The sequence below is a fragment of the Couchioplanes caeruleus genome (assembly GCF_003751945.1).
In the GTDB taxonomy this organism is placed as follows: domain Bacteria; phylum Actinomycetota; class Actinomycetes; order Mycobacteriales; family Micromonosporaceae; genus Actinoplanes; species Actinoplanes caeruleus.
Map to the genome: position 1 here is coordinate 5,627,271 of NZ_RJKL01000001.1, position 16,766 is coordinate 5,644,036.

A 16,766-nucleotide genomic window follows, 5' to 3' on the forward strand; every position below is an offset into this window, starting at 1 on the left:
GTGACGGAGATGACGGACTGCGGCTGCCGGGTCAGCCGGCGCACGCTGCTCGGGGCCGGCGCCGCGGGCGCCTTCGCCGGCCTGGTCGGCGACCAGCTCGCCACCCAGCTCGCGTTCGCGTCGCCGAGCTACGGCGGGGACGTCTTCGTCCTGCTGTCGCTCCGGGGCGGCTTCGACGGGCTGTCTGCCGTGGTGCCCGCCGGCGACCCCGCCTACTATGCCGCCCGGCCCGGGATCGCCGTGCCCAGGAAACAGCTCATCGGCGGCGACTCGTACTTCGGGCTGCACCCCGCGCTGGCGCCGCTGCTGCCGTACTGGAAGGGCGGGTCGCTGGCGGCGGTCCAGGCCGTCGGGCAGCCGGCGCCGAACCGCTCTCACTTCGCCGCGATGGAGGAGCTGGAGCGGGCTGCGCCGGGCACCTCGCTCCGTACGGGCTGGCTGGACCGGTTGATGGGCGGCCTGGGCGCCGCCGGGGCCTTCGACGCCGTGTCCGTGGGCGGGGCGATGCCGGCCCGCGTGCTCGCCGGGCCCGCGCCGGACCTCGGTCTCACCGGCATCGACCGGTTCAAGCTCTCCGGCGAGGGCCACGGCCGACCGATGGCCGACACCATGGCGGCGCTGTACGCGGGCGCTCCCGAGGCCCTCGCCCGGACCACCGCGATGACGACGTCCGCGCTGGCCACGGCCGCGACGCTGAAGGCGGCCGGGTACACGCCCGCGAACGGGGCCGCCTATCCGGACACCGAGCTGGGCCGGGCGCTGCGCGACGTGGCCCGGCTGATCAAGGCGAACGTCGGGCTGATGACCGCCTGCGTCGACTCCGGCGACTGGGACATGCACGAGAACCTCGGCACGGCCGCCCCCGGGAAGCGGATGTACGACCACCTCGCCGACCTCGCCGCCGCTCTCGCCGCGTTCGCCCGGGACCTGGGCCCGGGTGGCCTGGGCCGGGTCACGCTGATCACCATCAGCGAGTTCGGCCGCCGCGTCGGCCAGAACGGCTCCGGCGGGCTCGACCACGGCTACGGCAACGCGATGTTCGTGCTGGGCGGCGGGGTCAAGGGCGGCAAGGTGTACGGGCGCTGGCCCGGCCTGGCCGCCTCCAGGCTGGTCGACGGTGACCTGGCGGTGACCACCGACTACCGGGCGGTGATCGGCGAGATCCTCCGGGCCCGCTGCGGGCTGACGAACGTGGCCGGGGTCTTCCCGGGAGTGTCGGCGTCCACCCTGGGTCTGGTGCGCTCCCGCTGATTCCTACCCGCGGCGGACGGCGAAGCGGACGCGGGTCAGGCCGCCGTGCTGCCGGATCGACAGCGCGTCGCAGAGCTGCTGGACCAGCCACAGCCCCATCCCGCCGATCTCGCCCTGCCGGGGCAGGAGATAGCCGGCCAGCGGGCTCGGGCCGGTCGTGCCGTCGTCGGTCACCTCGGTCACCACGGCGTCGGCGGTCAACCAGACGCGCAGCTCCCGGTCGGCGCCGCCGTGCCGGATGCTGTTCGTGCCGATCTCGCTGACGGCCAGCACGAGGATCTCCACCCGGTCGGCGGGCAGCCAGGCCTCGGCCGTCGCGCGGTCCCGGACCAGGGCGCGCAGGCCGGCCACGGACTTCTCGACCGGCACGACGACCACCGGCTCGCCGGAGACCGGCCACGGCGCCTCCGGCGTCGCGGCCAGGAACTCCTCGGGTTTCTCATATCCGGCGTTGTCGCACCAGTCGCCGTCGTGCAGCCGGGGATGGGTGCGGACGGCGGCGCGCAGCAGCGAGTCGGGCAGGCCTTTGCGGTCGTACGGGCACAGCAGATGCCCGTCCAGCTCGGCGAGACTGCGGTTGAGGGCCGCCTCGAAGCGCAGCCACGGCGCGTACGGCCCGGCGTACGGGATCTGGCCGACCAACCGCACGAACGGGCTGCCGTCGGCGGCCGCGGTGCGCAGGATCTGTGCCCAGCCCGCGATGGTCCGGGCGGGACGGACGTACCACTCGTCGGCCGGCAGGAACGACACCGAGCGGGATTCGCCGTCGAGGGCGTCGCGCAGCAGGCTCACGCGGTCGGGTGCGGCGGCGACCGCCACCGTCTCTCCGCGCTCCAATCCTTCGTTGACGAAGCCGCTCAGCAGGGAGACGTAGGCGTCGTCGGTGTCGTAGAGGAACGCCGAGTGGGTGAACACCACCTCGCCTCCTCCGAGCACCGCTGATCGACCACGGTAACACCCGTACCCGCCGGAGCCGGCGGCCGAGGACGCCCGGTGCACCGCTGCGGGTGAAAGCAGGACCCGGAAACAGGAATTCCGCCCTGAGGCCGTCTCCGTGCGGTCCACACTGGGCCGGTCCAACGAACGCGGGGGTGAACAATGTCGGGTACGGGGACCAGCGTGCTGGCCGAGATCATCGGCGAGGTGCCGAGGCGGCCGTCCGAGCCGCCGGCGGCCGGGGACATGACCACGATTCTCGCCGCCGCCCGGCACCGTGCGGGGCCGCCGCTGAGGATCCGGCGGCACGACTCGGACGAGGGTCCGGCGTACTGGCGGTGGGACTGCGCGAGCTGCGGAGAATACGGCGGCGGACGGCACCACCCGGACGCGGTCAGCCGGGCGATGCGACACTGCGCGGAACACCCGGAGCACGGGTCGTCGCTGCTTCCGCCGGCCCGCTGCCGGGAACGCGACCACCGGCTCGCCGTCCATCCGATGCTGTTCGCCATGGACGACGATCCGCCGCCCCCGCCGCTCGCCGTCTGATCGGCGGAGCGGCACGGGCGGCGGTCAGGGCCTCACGGCTGGTAGGTGTCGCCTTCGCCCGTACGCTTCTGGGCCTCGTCGACGCCCCGGTCGATCTGCGAGCTGTACTTCTGGTTCGTGCGCTTGTCGGCCTCGTCGCCGATCTTCTCGAGGACCTGGTCCACCTGCTTGTCGTGCTTGTCGGCGAACTCCTTCGCCTTGTCCAGGAAACTCATCGTGTTCCGCCCTTCTTCGCGTTCAGCACTTCGGCGATCCGCGCGACCCGCGGATCCGCCACGATCTGTTCCAGAGCGGTGCGCAACGGCAGCCGCCAGTTCGGATACTGGTCCGTCGTGCCCGGCAGGTTGGGCTGGTCGAGCTCGCCCAGCACGTCGTAGAGGGACGCGGTGACGAGCCGGCACGGGGTACGCGCCAGGAACTCGTGCATCGCGACGACGATCTCCTCGGGAGTGCTCGACGCCGTGATCAGTCCCTCCTCGGCGAGGCGGGCGAGGAGCTGGGCGCGGTCGCGGTCGGCGTACGCGCGCTCCTGCTCGACCGGCCCGGCGAGCTGGCCCAGCTCGGCGCGGACCTTGACCTGCTCCCCGGCGAGGAAGCCGGCGGCCGTCGGCAGATCGTGGGTCGACACGGTCGCCAGTGCGTTGCGCGGATACCGGGAAGCGGGCAGGTAGCCCTCCTCGGGATCGTCCTTGTAGTCGCGGGTGAACCACAGCACCGCCGAGCCGAGCATGTTCATGTCTTCCAGCGTCCGGGTCACCACCGGCAGCACCGTGCCGAGGTCCTCACCGACCACCACGGCTCCGGCCCGGTGGGCCTCCAGGGCCAGGATGCCGAGCATCGCCTCCGGGTCGTAGTGCACGTACGTGCCCTCGGCCGGGCCCATCCCCGGCGGCACCCACCAGAGCCGCCACAGCCCGGCCACGTGGTCCACGCGCAGACCGCCGGCGTGCCGGAAGATGCGGCGCAGCATGTCGCGATAGGCCGCGTACCCGGTGTCGACGAGCCGGTCGGGCCGCCAGGCGGCGAGGCCCCAGTCCTGGCCGAGCTGGTTGAACGCGTCCGGCGGCGCGCCCGTGTGCACGCCCGCGGCGAGCACGTCCTGCAGCAGCCAGCCGTCCGCACCGCTCGGGTCGATGCCCACGGCCAGGTCGTGCACGATGCCGATCGGCATGCCCCGGGCCCGGGCCGCCTCGTTGGCCGCGGCGAGCTGCTCGTCGAGAAGGTGCTGTAGCCACACGTGGAACGCGACCCGGTCGCCCTTGCGGGCGGCGCGCACCTCGGCGGTGTCGGGCCGGCGCAGCGGCTCGGGCCACCGCTGCCAGTCGGCGCCGTGCTCCTCCGCGAGCACGCAGAACACGGCGAAGTCGGTGAGGCCGGGGTCGGCGTCGATGTCCACCTCGCCGGCGAGCGGCCACAGCAGCTCCAGGGCGGCCCGCTTGGCTTCCCAGACGGCGCTGTAGTCGATCAGCCCGTCCGCGGGCGGGTCCGGCCGCAGGGCGCCCACCCGGGCCCGCAGCGCCGGATCGGCCGCGCGGTACGCCTCGGTGTCGGCCACCCGCAGGTACAGCGGGTTGGCGAAGCGCCGGCTGGACGGCGAGTACGGCGACGCGGGCACGGGCAGGGTCGGCGTGACCGCGTGCAGGGGATTGAGCAGGATCAGCCCGGCGCCGTGGCCCGCCTCGACCAGACTCCGCAGGTCGCCGAGGTCGCCCATGCCCCAGGACGCGTCCGAGTGCAGGGCGTAGAGCTGCACCATCCAGCCCCAGGTCTCGGGCGGTTCGCTCAGCCGGCGCGGCACCACGACCAGCGTGACGTGCTGGTCGTCGATGCTCAACCGGTGCCATCCCAGCGGTAGGTCGGCGGGGATTCCGGTGACCTTGCGCGTCGTACCGTCCTCGAGCTGGATCGTGCCGGCACCGGCCGGCGGGCCCGTCTCGCCCTGGCGGACGACGACCGTGCCGGGGAGCCGGTGCTGCTCCTTCGCGGTGCGGATCGCGGTCAGCTCGCGCCGGATCGCCGCCGGGGATCTCGCGTCCACCCCGAGCAGCCCGAGCACGCCGACGACCGACTCGGGTGACACGTCGCGGCGCTTGCGCTGCCAGTCCTCGTACCAGGTGGCCACCCCGTGGGCCTCCGCCAGCGCGCTCAGCTCAGCGTCCACTACCGCTCCCTCGTCATCGGTTCCTGCTCCATACCCTTCCCTGATACCTCTAGACCCTCCACAGGCGGGTCTTGCGGAGACCCGGCAGACTGGGGCCATGTCTTCGGTGAAGTGGTGGGCCCGGCTGAGCGCGGCAGTGACGGGCGTGGCCCTGACCTTGGTGGTGCCCGCGCACGCCTGGGCCGCGAGCAGGGGCGTGGACGGCCTGGTCATCGAGGCGGTGAAGTCTCCCCGCCGGCGTGGCGGCCTCGGCTTCCTGCCGATCCTGGGCGGTGTCTGCTGCCTGGTCGTCGTCGGTGGCATCATCCTGGCGCTGGTCCTGATTTCGCGGAACCGCAAGCGACGCTGAGGCCCCACCCCTACCGTCGAGGGGTGAGGATGCGGGCGAACATGGTCGCGCTGGGCGTGGGGGTTGCGGCGGTCTGCACGGTTCCCCTGGCCATCACGGTGACTGCGGACGCGTCCGCGGACGTCCTGCTGTCCCGCCGTCACGCGGTCGTCGCCTCGAGCGCGCAGGACTCCGCACGCGCCGGCGCCATGGCGGTGGACGGCGACACGACCACGCGGTGGACGAGCGGCGCCGACCCCGGATCGCAGTGGCTGCGTCTCGACCTCGGTCGGGCGCAGGCCGTCACCCGGGTCCGGCTGATCTGGGACGCCCCGCACGCGCGCACGTACCGGTTGCAGCTCTCGGCCAACGGCGTGACCTGGACCGACCTGCACCGGCGCACCGGCGGCGACGGCGGCATCGACGACGTCAAACGGCTCAGCGGATCGGGGCGCTACCTGCGGCTGCTGGCCACCCAGCGCGCACAGGCGTCCGGCTTCTCCCTGCGCGAGCTCCAGGTGTTCGGACCCGGACCCGCAACCGCGGCCACGCCCGTGACCACGTCGGCCTCGGTCCCGGCGGCCGCCGCCGGCCTCGCGACCTCCCGCAAGAAGGAGCTCGCGCTCCAACTCGTCTCGAGTGCGGAGAACTCCACCCTCGACTGGCGCGAGGAGTTCGACTACATCGAGGACATCGGCGACGGCCGCGGTTACACGGCCGGGATCGTCGGCTTCTGCTCCGGCACCTCGGACATGCTGGCGCTGGTCACCGAGTACACCCGGCGCTCACCGCGGAACAAGCTCGCGAGGTATCTGCCGGCCCTGCGCGCGGTCGACGGCTCCGCCTCGCACCGGGGCCTGGACCCGGGCTTCACCGCGGCCTGGAAGGCGGCCGCGGCCGATCCGGTGTTCCGCAAGACCCAGGAGGACGAGCGGGACCGCATGTACTTCGACCCCGCGGTCACGCTGGCCACCGCGGACGGGCTGCGGGCGCTGGGTCAGTTCGCCTACTACGACGCGGCGGTCATGCACGGCATGTCGGGCCTGCGGGAGATCCGCGCCGCGGCGCTGCAGGCCGCCAAGACCCCGAAGCTCGGCGGCGACGAGACGGTCTTCCTGGAGCGGTTCCTCGACGCCAGGGTCCGCGAGATGCGTACGGAAGAAGCCCACAGCGACGTCAGCCGCGTCGAGACCGCCCAGCGGACCTTCCTCCGCGCGGGCAACCTGGACCTCAACACCCCGCTGACCTGGCGCGTCTACGGCGACCGCTTCGCCGCCTAGTCCTCCCGTCAGGCGCGGGTCCATTTCTGGTTGGTGGTGCCGGCGCAGTCCCAGAGCTGGAGCTGGGCGCCGTTGGTGGCGTTCCAGTCCTTGACGTCGACGCACCGGTCGGCCGAGACGTTCACCAGGTCGCCCGCGGCCGAGAGCGTGAACCTCTGTCCCGGGTTCCCGTTGCAGCTCATCAACTGGATCGGCGTGCCGTTGGTCAGGGCGCCGCCCGCCGGGTCCATGCACTTGCCCATCGCGCGCAGCGTGCCGTCGCCCTGCGGCGTCCACTTCTGCGCGTTGGTGTTGTTGCAGTCCCAGAGCTGCAGCCGGGCACCGTCGGCGGGGTTGGCCGAGGGAATGTCGATGCAGCGGCCGTTGAAGGCCGACCGCAGGGCGGTGGCGCCGCCGCCGTCGTCGGTCCAGGCCGACACGCGGACATAGTCGACGAGCATCGTCTGCGGGAACTGGGTGGTGGCATCCGGATAGCCGGGCCAGTGGCCGCCGACCGCCAGGTTCAGAATCATGAAGAAGTCGTGGTCGAAGACCCAGGGATCGCCGCCGAGGTTGGCGGGTGTCACCCGGAAGTACTCCGCGCCGTCGAGGTACCAGACGATCAGGTTGGGCGACCAGTCGATGCGGTAGTTGTGGAAGGCGTCGCTGAGCGGTGTGCCCAGGGTACGGCCGGCGCCGATGCCTTCGGCGCCGGAGTAGCCCGGGCCGTGGACCGTGCCGTAGACCGTGTGGGGCTCCTTGCCGACGTTCTCCATGATGTCGATCTCGCCGGTGGCCGGCCAGTTGCCGCCGCCGAGCATCCAGAACGCCGGCCAGATGCCCTGGCCCTTGGGGACCTTGACGGAGGCTTCGAAGCGGCCGTACGCCTGGCTGAACTTGTCCGCCGTCAGGATCCGGCCGGAGGTGTACTGGCAGCCTCCGTAGTGGCACAGATAGCCGGCCGGGTTCTCGCGGCGGGCGGTGATCGCCAGGTGGCCCTGGCCGTCCTGGCGCACGTTGCTGGTCGAGTTCGTGTAGTACTGCTGCTCGTTGTTGCCCCAGCCGCTGCCGCCGATGTCGAACTTCCACTTCGCCGGGTCGACCGGGGTGCCGGCTGCGCCGTTGAACTCGTCGGAGAAGGTGATGCCGCCGATGGCGGCATCGGCGGCGTCGGTGCGGGAGGTGGCGGCCAGGCCGCCCGCGATGGTGACCGCGACCACGGCCGCGGCGAGCAGGGTGCGCATGGGGATGAGCCTCCGGGGAAGAGGTCGTTAAAACTTTATTACGCAGTCTTTACAGATTGACTCATGTCAGTCAATGAAAGACCGGTACCGGAACCCCCGGAGGCCCCCTTCTACTCAGACTTTTTTGAAGAGGCTCACCAAAGTGGTCGGCTCCCAACCCGGCAGCGAGGTGTGCGCCTCGAGCACCCGGTAGTCCGCACCCTTGAACTTGACGACGTCGCCCACCTTGTAGTCGGTGAACGCCTTCCATGCCGGCGCGGCCGCGGCGGCGGGAGCGGACGTCGTCGGCGGCGCCGCGGGCGGCTCCGTCGTGGCCGGAGGAGCCGTCGACTCCTCCACCGGCGGAGTGGTCGGCGGGACGGTCGTCGGGCTCTCCGCCGGTGCGGTGGTCGCCGGAGCGGGAGAAGACGGCGTGGCGGGCGGGGCCGAGGGCTCCGGGGTCGCGGGCAAGGCGCCCAGGCGCACGAAGTCCACGGTCATCCGCGCCGGTAGGTCCGCCTCGCGGGCGTCGGTGACGAACAGGCTCAGGCTCAGCCGGAACAACTGGTCCGTCCCGTTCTGCGGCGCCGCCGTCTGCTGGAGCACCTCACCGTCGCGCGACAGGGTGACCGAATCCGGCGTCCAGGCGAGCGCGTAGGTGTGGAACTCGCCGTCCTCGATCGGGTCGGTGAGCAGGTTGACCGCGGCGGGGTTGGTGCGATTGGCGCCGAAGAGCGCGAACGCGGGGCGCAGGCCGTCGCCGTCCGGAACCTTGATCTTGGCTTCGATCTGCCCGGAGGCGCGGCGGAACAGGCTCCGGCTGACGAGCTGGGCCGAGGTGAGGCCGTTGCGGTCGCTGTCGCGGGCCACGATGACCAGGTTGCCGTCGCCGTCGAGCCGCGCGTTGCGAGTGCTCTGGCTGAACGTCAGGCCGTTGCCGGTGCTGGCGGTGTTCAGGAACCACTTCTGCGGGTCGACGGTGCTGCCCTCGCGGCCGCGGAATTCGTCCGAGAACTCCTCGAGGGAGGCGATGGTCCGGATGGTGTTGTTGCGCCACTCCGACGCGTCCGCACTGTCGTTGCGGGTGGGCAGCCAGATCGCGGTGGCCAGGCCGGCGCTCGCCACGGCCAGGGTGACCAGGAGCCGGGGGCGTATCCAGGCATGCTTCAGTGGCGCGCTGTGTCGCGGCACGGGGGGACCTCCGGTGGGCGGGGGTACTTATGCGTCAGTGAGACCTAAGAAGATTCCCGCGGAAAGGTCAAGTGCTCATCCGCGAATCCACAAGAACATTCGGCTTTTCTCATTCCTGTGCGTTCGAGATGTGTGAGGTCGTCCCTTCGGTGCCTGATTTGATCTCGAATGTGGTGCCGGGTCCCGGCCGCCCGGCTCGGTCTTCTCCTGCCCGGTCGTACGGCGCCTACCGGCAATTCGTTCACCACGACTGCGAAATTAGTAGGGTCTGCCCATGACGGAGACCAGTGGGCTGCAGACGCCTCTGTGGCGGGCGATCGCCGTGTACCGGATCGCCGCCCTGGTCTACGTCGGCATCCTCGTCGTGCGCAACGTCGGCGCGTACGAACGGCCGCTCTTCGCCTGGCCGGTGCTCGCCCTGACCGCGGCCTGGACGGTCTTCACCACGTACGCGTACGCGGTGCCGGCCCGCCGCAAGCCGCCGCTGCTCGTGGCCGACCTGGTCGTCACCATGGGGGTGATGGCCTCCAGCGCCGTGATCGTCGGACCGGAGGCGCTCAAGGACGGCCGCCCCACCCTGGCGGTCGCCTGGCACGTCGCCCCGGTCATCGCCTGGGCCGTCGCCGGCGGCCGGCGCTGGGGCATCGCCGCGGCGCTCGCGATGGGCGCCACGGACCTCGTCGTGCGCAACCACTACGACCAGGCAGCGTTCACCGGCACGGTGCTGATGCTGCTCGCCGCCCTCGCCGTCGGCTACCTGGTCGGCATCGCCGAGATCTCCCAGCAGCGGCTCGAACGCGCCATTCAGCTCGAAGCCGCCACCCGGGAGCGGGAACGCCTGGCCCGCGACATCCACGACTCGGTGCTGCAGGTTCTCGCCCTCGTCAAGCGGCGCGGCGCGGGCCTCGACGGGGAGGCCGGCGAGCTGGCCCGGCTCGCCGGCGAGCAGGAGGTCGCGCTGCGCACCCTCGTCACCGGCCGGATCCCCGACCTCGCCGACGACCACGCCGACGTCGATCTGATGACGTTGCTCGACCCGTACGCGTCGGCCACGGTGTCGGTGGCCGCGCCCGCCGGCGCGGTCCGCCTGCCGTCCCGGACCGCCACCGAGGTCGCGGCCGCCGTGTCGGCGGCGCTGGACAACGTGAGGACGCACTGCGCGCCCGGGACGAAGGTGTGGGTCCTGGTGGAGGACGAGCCGGAGTCGGTGACCGTCAGCGTCCGCGACGACGGGTGCGGCATCGCGCCGGAGCGGCTCGACGAGGCGGAGTCCCAGGGGCGGCTCGGGGTCGCCCAGTCGATCCGGGGACGCGTCGGCGACCTCGGCGGGACCGTACGCATCGTCTCCGCGCCGGGTCAGGGCACCGAGGTCGAGCTGACCGTGCCCCGGCCATCGCTAGGCTGACCCCGTGGCAGTCAGGGTGATGGTGGTGGACGACCACCCGATGTGGCGCGACGGCGTGGCCCGCGACCTCGCGGCGGCGGGTTACGACGTGGTCGCGACCACCGGCGAGGGACGCCAGGCCGTGCGCATCGCGGGCGCGGCCCGTCCGGACGTGGTGGTCCTCGACCTTCAGCTCCCGGACGTCTCCGGGGTGGAGGTCATCAACGGCCTGCTCGAGGCCGTTCCGGGGGTCCGGGTGCTGATGCTGTCGGCCAGCGGGGAGCAGCAGAGCGTGCTCGACGCGGTGAAGGCGGGAGCCTCCGGCTATCTGCTGAAGTCGGCGGCGCAGGCCGAGTTCCTGGACGCGGTGGCGCGGACGGCGGCCGGGGACACCGTCTTCACGCCGGGGCTGGCGGGCCTGGTCCTGGGGGAGTTCCGGCGGCTGGCGGTGGAGCCCGCGGGAGACGACGCGATGGCGCCGAAGCTGACCGAGCGGGAGACCGAGGTGCTGCGGCTGGTGGCCAAGGGCCTGTCCTATCGGCAGATCGCGGAGCGTTTGGTGCTCAGCCATCGCACGGTGCAGAACCATGTGCAGAACACGCTCGGAAAGCTGCAACTCCATAATCGGGTGGAATTGACCCGCTATGCCATTGAAAAGGGCCTGGATTAACGCACGCCCCCGCGGATAGGCGCGGGGGCGTGGAAAAGCCGTCAGTGGTAGGTCGGGGCGTTCGTCTCGTGCATGGCGGCTTCCTCCGCCGTGGGGCCGCCGCCGGCCATGCCCGCGTCCTGGGCGATGCTGTCCGGCTCGTCGTCGAAGCCGGAGCCCGCGTCCGGTTCCACGAGGCGGCCCACCGGTCGCGGTACGTCGTCGTCGAGCTGGCCGTCGTCGTACAGGGAGATCGCGGAGTGCGGGTCCGACGTCGGGCTCTCGCCCCAGACGTCCGCGGCCAGGCGCCGCTGCTCCGGGTCGTCGACGGTCTCGGCGTACGACTCCGGCTGGGGCGGGTCCTGCGCGCCGAAGTCGGGCTCCTCCTGTCGCAGGCGGCGGTCGAGCGACTCGCCCTCGCGCTGCTCCTGCGCCGTCTCGCCGAAGTGGTTGGAGCCGCCCGGTCCCACACCCGCCAGCGCGGCCGGGTCGGGTCCGTCGGCCCACCGGGGGCTGTCCACGGCGTCGTACGCGTTCGAATCGTCATCCGCGGTCTCGGGCAGGCCGGAAGCCTCCGGGTCGGAGACCGCGGTGGGAAAGTCGTCGTCTCGCATACCCGGTGATTACCCCCGGGTGTGGCCAGCCATGCCTGTGGTCTGCACATCGCCTCCCTGCGGGCCCTCGCACTCCAGGGACTCGTCCTCGTCGAGGGACGCCCACACGACCTTGCCGCCGGCCAGGGCGAGGCTGCCCCAGCGGCTCGCCATCGAGTCGATCAGCAACAGGCCGCGGCCGCCGTACGAGGTCACCGGGACCGGGCCGCCGGTGAAGCGGGGCACGACCGGGGACCGGTCGCGCACCGCCACGCTCATGGCGTCGCCCTGCAGCGCCAGCAGGACTGTCATATCCGTCCGCGCGTGCGCCACCACGTTGTTGACCATCTCGGTGACGACGATGCACGCCGCCCCGGCCAGGTCGGGCAGCTCCCAGCGGGCGCACGCCTCGGTGACCAGCTCCCGGGACCGCCGGGCGGCGCCCACGACCGGTTCCAGGTCGATGGAGAGGAAGTTCTCCGGGGCGGGGCGGCCGAGCGCCGTGAACGCCTCCTGGGGGTCCGGCCAGATCGGCAGGCCCGAGCCGTGCCAGTCGCGGGTGTCGCCGGCCGCGCAGATCACGACGTGGGCGCCGGGCCAGTCGGCCGTCATGCGGGCGACGTCGCGCAGCACGGTGACCGCCTCGGGCTGGCCGACGGTCAGGTCGCGCACGTCGACGACGAGCGCCTCGGGTTGCCCGGCGAGCACGTCGAGCAGTGCCTCGCCCACGGCGGGGGCGGAGTCGGCGTCGAGCACCCCGGACAGTCGGACGACCGGATAGGTCTGCCCGCCGTCCACCAGGTGTCGGACCTCGCTCGGCATGATCGCTCCATTGTGCATAACGAGTAGGGCACTCGCATTCCCGCGGGAACGAAATTTTAGGGGGATTTGCCCGAATTGGTGCATAAGCGAGGCATGGTCATGCGCTGGTTGTACCCCTTGTGCCGCCGCTCATGCACGCCTCAGCGGGCGGCGGGATGCAGACGCGCTTGCTCGGCCCGACGTTTCGACGAGGCCCGGACGGTCGCGTGGTGGTGCTGCGGCTCGGCGTACCGGGTCAGGGCGATCACCGCGCCGAGCGTCACCACGAAGCCGACGCCGGCCAGCCACTCCCGGCCCGGGTGGATCCGGTCGCCGAGCAGCAGCAGGCCGACGATCGCCGCCGGCACCGCGCCCGCGGCGTCCATCGCGGCGACCGCGGCGGTGGTCGAGCCCCGCTGCATGGCGAGGCCGAGCAGGAGCTGACCCACGATCGAGTGGGCGATCAGCAGATAGAGCAGCGGGTCGGAGACGAAGTCCCCGGCGGAACCCGCCATCGCCAGCGGCCGGGCCGCGATCGCCGCCGCCGAGAAGGCGATGCCGGCGAGGGAGCCCAGCACGACGGAACCGAGCGCGCCGTGCAGGCGTACCGCGAAGAAGCCGAGCACCGCGATCACCGCGATCGCGACGGCGAGGCCGATCACCCCGGACGTGCCGAGCTGGCGCGAATGCGCCGGCTGTGCCGACAGCACGAGCGCGGTGATGCCGCCCAGCAGCAACGCCAGTAGCGCAACCTCCGCCACAGGCAGGGTCCACTTCAGCACCAGGACGCCGAGCAGCGCCGTCACCCCCAGTCCCGCCGCCACGCTGGCCTGCACCAGGAAGAGCGGCAGGTCGCGGCGCGCCAGGAAGGCGAGGACGAACCCCAGGACCTGACAGATCAGCCCCAGCAGATAGGTACGGTGACACGCGAGCCGAACGAGCAGTTGCGGGTCGAAAGTGTGATGCACGCTCGTGCGCGCCGCCGCCACCGACTGCAGCATGTTCGCCACGCCGTACGCGGCGATCATCGCTGCGAGGAAGAACCAGCCGGCGGACATCACTGAGCGAGAATAGACCAGCGACGCCTGCGCCCGGAGGACGAACGGTCCGTCAGGCCCGGCCGCGAGCCAGCCGCTCGAGGATCTCCTCGTGCAGGTGGCCGTTGGACGCGATGGAGCTGCCGTCGCCGGGCGCGCGGTGCCCGGCCAGATCGGTGAAGCTGCCCCCGGCCTCGGTGACGATGGGTATCAGCGCGGCCACGTCCCACAGCGACAGCTCCGGCTCGACCATGACGTCGAGGGCGCCCTCGGCGAGCAGCATGTAGCCGTAGAAGTCCCCGTACGCCCGGCTGCGCCAGCAGTCGCGCATCAGCCCGAGCATCGGCTCGAGGTATCCGCCCTCCTCCCAGCTCGGCAGGCTGGAGTAGCAGAAGCTGGCGTCGCCGAGCTTGCCGACCGCGGAGACGGACAGCCGGGTGGCGGCGTGCTGGTGCTTGCCTGCGTAGGCGCCGTGGCCGAGCGCGCCCCACCAGCGGCGGCCCAGCGCGGGCGCGGACACGAGCCCCGCGACCGGCCGCTCGCCCTCCATGAGCGCGATGAGCGTGCCCCAGACCGGGACGCCGCGGATGAAGTTCTTGGTGCCGTCGATCGGGTCGATGACCCAGTGCCGGTTGCCCGCGCCGGCCGGCGCGGTGCCGCTGCCGAACTCCTCGCCGATCACGCCGTCGCGCGGCCGGGCCCGCGCCAGCGTCGACCGGATCGCCTGCTCGACGGCGGTGTCGGCGTCCGAGACAGGGGTAAGGTCCGGCTTGGACTCCACATGCAGGTCGAGGGCCCGAAACCGGGCCATGGAGATCGAGTCGGCGGTGTCGGCCAGGAGGTGGGCCAGGGCGAGGTCGTCGGCGTACGAAGCCATGCGGGCACGCTAGCGGATCACGCGCTGCCGGCGCGGCGTCACTCGGGCTGGTCGCGCACGTCCAGTTCCCCGGCACGGCTGCTGAGAAGCCGGCGGTACGACGCGAGCCGGCGCGCGTCCGCCTTGCCGGTCGCCACCCAGGCGTCCAGCGTGCAGTCGACGTCCGCGGCCGTGTGCCCGCAGTTGGGCGGGCAGTCGACCGTCCCCTCGACCAGGTCGGGAAAGCCGTGCAACAGGCTCTCCGCGCTCACGTGCGCCAGTCCGAAGCTGCGGATCCCGGGCGTGTCGATGATCCAGCCGGGGTCGCCCTTCTTCTTGACCCGGGGCAGGCGCAGCGCCACGGCGCTGGTCGAGGTGTGCCGCCCCTTGCCCACCGCGCTGACCACGCCGACCGCCCGCAGGGCGTCCGGGACCAGGCGGTTCACCAGCGTCGACTTCCCGACGCCGGAGTGACCGACCAGCACCGAGATGCGGTCGGCGAGGTGCTCGCGCAGCTCGCTCAGGTCGCTGTCCGGCTCGACCAGCACGTACGGCAGATCCAGCTCGGCGTAGTAGTCCAGCACCGGCGCGGGCCCGGCGAGGTCGGCCTTGGTCAGGCACAGCAGCGGTTCGACGTCGGCGTCGTACGCGGCCACCAGGCACCGGTCGATGAACCCCGTGCGCGGCGGCGGATCGGCCAGCGCGCTGACGATCACGAGCTGGTCGGCGTTGGCCACGACGACCCGCTCGAGCCGGCCCTCGGGCGTGGTGTCGTCGTCGTCGGCCGTGCGGCGCAGCACGGAGGTGCGTTCGGCGATGCGCACGATGCGGGCCAGCGCCCCCGGCGTGCCGGAGACGTCGCCGACCAGTGCCACCCGGTCGCCCACCACGACGGACTTGCGGCCCAGCTCGCGGGCGCGCATCGCGGTGACGATCTCGTCCTCGCTGTCCGAGTCCTCGCGGACACAGCCGTAGCGGCCCCGGTCGACGGTGATCACCAGCGCGCCGACGGCGTCCTCGTGCTTGGGGCGGGTCCGGGTGCGCGGGCGCGACGACCGGCCCGGACGGACCCGGACGTCATCCTCGTCGTACTCCCGCTTGCGTGCCGGCAGCTTCAGCTCCCTGTCACCAGGCCGGCCCAGAGCTCGGGGAACTCGGGCAGCGTCTTGGACGTACACGCTACGTCGGTGAGGTCGATCCCCCCGACGGCGAGGCCGATCACGGCCGCGGCGTGGGCCATCCGGTGGTCGGCGTAGGTCTCGAAGGTCGTCGCCCGCAGCGGCCGGGGCGTGATGTCCAGGCCGTCGGGGTGCTCCACCACCCCGGCGCCGGCCTTGGTGAGCTCGCGGGCCAGCGCGGCGATGCGGTCGGTCTCGTGGCCGCGGATGTGGGCCACCCCGCGCAGCGAGGACGGCGAGGAGGCGAGCGTGGCGAGGGCGGCGACGACCGGGGTCAGCTCACTGACCTCGGACAGGTCGGCGTCGATGCCGTGCAGGGTGCCCGTGCCCCGCACGGTGAGCCCGTCGTCGTCCTGGCTCACCTCGGCGCCGAGCCCGGTGAGCAGCTCCGCGAGGGCGCCGACCGGCTGCCAGCTCTCGCGGGGCCAGCCGGCCAGTGTCACCGACCCGCCCGTGACCATGGCGGCGCCGAAGAACGGCGCGGCGCCGGAAAGGTCGGGCTCGATCCGCCAGGTCCGTCCGCTCAGGGCGCCCGGCTCGACGGCCCAGACGTCCGCCTCGCTCTCGTCCACGACGGCTCCGGCCGCCCGCAGCATGTGGGTGGTCATCCGCAGATGCGGCGCGGACGGCACGGGCGGCCCCTCGTGCCGCAGCACGAGACCCTTGGCGAAGCGCGGCGCCGACAGCAGCAGGCCCGACACGAACTGGCTGGAGGCCGAGGCGTCGATGACGGCCGAGCCGCCGTCGACCGCGCCGGTGCCGCGCACGACGAGCGGCAGGCCGCCCTCGGGCGACGAGTCGATGACGACGCCGAGGGACCGCAACGCCTCCACGATCGGCCGCAGCGGGCGGTTGCGGGCGTGGGGGTCGCCGTCGAACGTGACCGTGCCCTCGGCCAGCGCGGCCACCGGCGGTGCGAACCGCATGACGGTGCCGGCCAGGCCGACGTCGATGGTGGCGGGCCCGCGCAGCGGTCCCGGCTCGACCGGCCAGACCTCCGCGCCGGACGAGTCGATCCCGGTGCCCAGTGCCCGCAGGCCGGCGGCCATCAGCGTGGTGTCGCGGGCCCGCAGCGGGCGATGGATCTCGCCGGGGCCGTCGGCGAGGGCGCTGAGCACGAGGGCCCGCGCGGTCATCGACTTGGAGCCGGGCAGCCGCACGGTCGCGGAGACGGGCCCCGTGGCGACGGGCGCGGTCCAGGGTCGGGCTTCTGCGGTCACGGACCCATTCTGCCGGTCGGGTATGACAGCCGCCGCGCGCGGCCCGCCGCTGCGCCGCCGGGCGGCTTGTCACCGCCCGCCGCCGCGCGCGGCCCGCCGGACACGCGGCCCGCTGACTCGCCCGGCCTGCCGGACACGAGGGCTGCCGTC

General features: G+C 72.7%; 17 protein-coding genes. 6 read left to right on the forward strand and 11 right to left on the reverse strand.

Annotation, left to right across the window (positions count from 1 at the left end; translation table 11 throughout):
* Positions 1–9: 9 nt before the first annotated feature.
* Entirely contained in the window at positions 10–1,251 is a 1,242-nt protein-coding gene (locus EDD30_RS25145) for a DUF1501 domain-containing protein (protein ID WP_071808189.1), read from the forward strand.
* A 3-nt stretch (positions 1,252–1,254) separates the two neighbouring features.
* On the opposite strand, the gene EDD30_RS25150 is transcribed toward EDD30_RS25145, so the two are convergent.
* On the reverse strand, positions 1,255–2,169 hold the full coding sequence (locus EDD30_RS25150) for a sensor histidine kinase (protein WP_071808187.1): 915 nt from the start codon (positions 2,167–2,169) through the stop codon (positions 1,255–1,257).
* A 180-nt stretch (positions 2,170–2,349) separates the two neighbouring features.
* Between EDD30_RS25150 and EDD30_RS25155 the strand changes: the two genes are divergently transcribed.
* Positions 2,350–2,736, forward strand: coding sequence for a hypothetical protein (locus EDD30_RS25155; protein WP_071808186.1), 387 nt, complete (start codon positions 2,350–2,352; stop codon positions 2,734–2,736).
* Between the two features lie 32 nt (positions 2,737–2,768).
* Here the strand turns inward: EDD30_RS25155 and EDD30_RS25160 are convergent, their stop codons facing one another.
* Complete coding sequence (locus tag EDD30_RS25160; protein ID WP_071808185.1) at positions 2,769–2,951, reverse strand: antitoxin; 183 nt, start codon at positions 2,949–2,951, stop codon at positions 2,769–2,771.
* Positions 2,948–4,897 (reverse strand): 4-alpha-glucanotransferase, encoded by a 1,950-nt coding sequence (gene malQ / locus EDD30_RS25165; protein WP_071808184.1) that lies wholly within the window; start codon positions 4,895–4,897, stop codon positions 2,948–2,950. The genes EDD30_RS25160 and malQ overlap by 4 nt, the downstream gene beginning before the upstream one ends.
* A gap of 97 nt (positions 4,898–4,994) precedes the next feature.
* On the opposite strand from malQ, the gene EDD30_RS25170 reads away from it, so the two are divergent.
* Positions 4,995–5,246, forward strand: a complete 252-nt coding sequence (locus tag EDD30_RS25170) for a hypothetical protein (RefSeq protein WP_123678507.1) — start codon at positions 4,995–4,997, stop codon at positions 5,244–5,246.
* A 29-nt stretch (positions 5,247–5,275) separates the two neighbouring features.
* Positions 5,276–6,505 carry a chitosanase gene (locus tag EDD30_RS25175; protein WP_071808667.1) on the forward strand — a complete coding sequence of 410 codons (1,230 nt, stop codon included), beginning with the start codon at positions 5,276–5,278 and terminating at the stop codon, positions 6,503–6,505.
* A gap of 8 nt (positions 6,506–6,513) precedes the next feature.
* Here EDD30_RS25175 and EDD30_RS25180 read toward each other — a convergent pair whose 3' ends face one another.
* Positions 6,514–7,728 (reverse strand): glycoside hydrolase family 16 protein, encoded by a 1,215-nt coding sequence (locus EDD30_RS25180; RefSeq protein WP_071808668.1) that lies wholly within the window; start codon positions 7,726–7,728, stop codon positions 6,514–6,516.
* Between the two features lie 114 nt (positions 7,729–7,842).
* Complete coding sequence (locus tag EDD30_RS25185) at positions 7,843–8,898, reverse strand: carbohydrate-binding protein (RefSeq protein WP_071808669.1); 1,056 nt, start codon at positions 8,896–8,898, stop codon at positions 7,843–7,845.
* 274 nt (positions 8,899–9,172) lie between these two features.
* Between EDD30_RS25185 and macS the strand changes: the two genes are divergently transcribed.
* Both macS and EDD30_RS25195 read left to right on the forward strand, forming a co-directional pair.
* Entirely contained in the window at positions 9,173–10,303 is a 1,131-nt protein-coding gene (gene macS, locus EDD30_RS25190) for a MacS family sensor histidine kinase (RefSeq protein ID WP_071808670.1), read from the forward strand.
* 19 nt (positions 10,304–10,322) lie between these two features.
* The gene (locus tag EDD30_RS25195; RefSeq protein ID WP_211277990.1) at positions 10,323–10,952 is read left to right on the forward strand and encodes a response regulator; all 630 of its coding nucleotides are present in this window, start codon (positions 10,323–10,325) and stop codon (positions 10,950–10,952) included.
* A gap of 41 nt (positions 10,953–10,993) precedes the next feature.
* Here EDD30_RS25195 and EDD30_RS25200 read toward each other — a convergent pair whose 3' ends face one another.
* The 6 genes from EDD30_RS25200 to aroA form a co-directional block, all read right to left on the reverse strand.
* Positions 10,994–11,545: a DUF5709 domain-containing protein gene (locus tag EDD30_RS25200; protein WP_071808672.1), complete on the reverse strand. Its 552-nt coding sequence runs from the start codon at positions 11,543–11,545 to the stop codon at positions 10,994–10,996.
* 9 nt (positions 11,546–11,554) lie between these two features.
* Positions 11,555–12,346 (reverse strand): ATP-binding protein, encoded by a 792-nt coding sequence (locus tag EDD30_RS25205; RefSeq protein ID WP_071808673.1) that lies wholly within the window; start codon positions 12,344–12,346, stop codon positions 11,555–11,557.
* A 140-nt stretch (positions 12,347–12,486) separates the two neighbouring features.
* On the reverse strand, positions 12,487–13,386 hold the full coding sequence (locus EDD30_RS25210) for a hypothetical protein (RefSeq protein WP_123678508.1): 900 nt from the start codon (positions 13,384–13,386) through the stop codon (positions 12,487–12,489).
* A 49-nt stretch (positions 13,387–13,435) separates the two neighbouring features.
* Entirely contained in the window at positions 13,436–14,239 is an 804-nt protein-coding gene (gene hisN / locus EDD30_RS25215; RefSeq protein WP_071808674.1) for a histidinol-phosphatase, read from the reverse strand.
* Positions 14,240–14,277: 38 nt separating this feature from the next.
* The gene (gene rsgA / locus EDD30_RS25220) at positions 14,278–15,360 is read right to left on the reverse strand and encodes a ribosome small subunit-dependent GTPase A (protein ID WP_071808699.1); all 1,083 of its coding nucleotides are present in this window, start codon (positions 15,358–15,360) and stop codon (positions 14,278–14,280) included.
* Positions 15,333–16,616: a 3-phosphoshikimate 1-carboxyvinyltransferase gene (aroA, locus tag EDD30_RS25225; RefSeq protein ID WP_123678509.1), complete on the reverse strand. Its 1,284-nt coding sequence runs from the start codon at positions 16,614–16,616 to the stop codon at positions 15,333–15,335. Before aroA ends, rsgA begins: the two co-directional genes overlap by 28 nt.
* Positions 16,617–16,766: the final 150 nt, after the last annotated feature.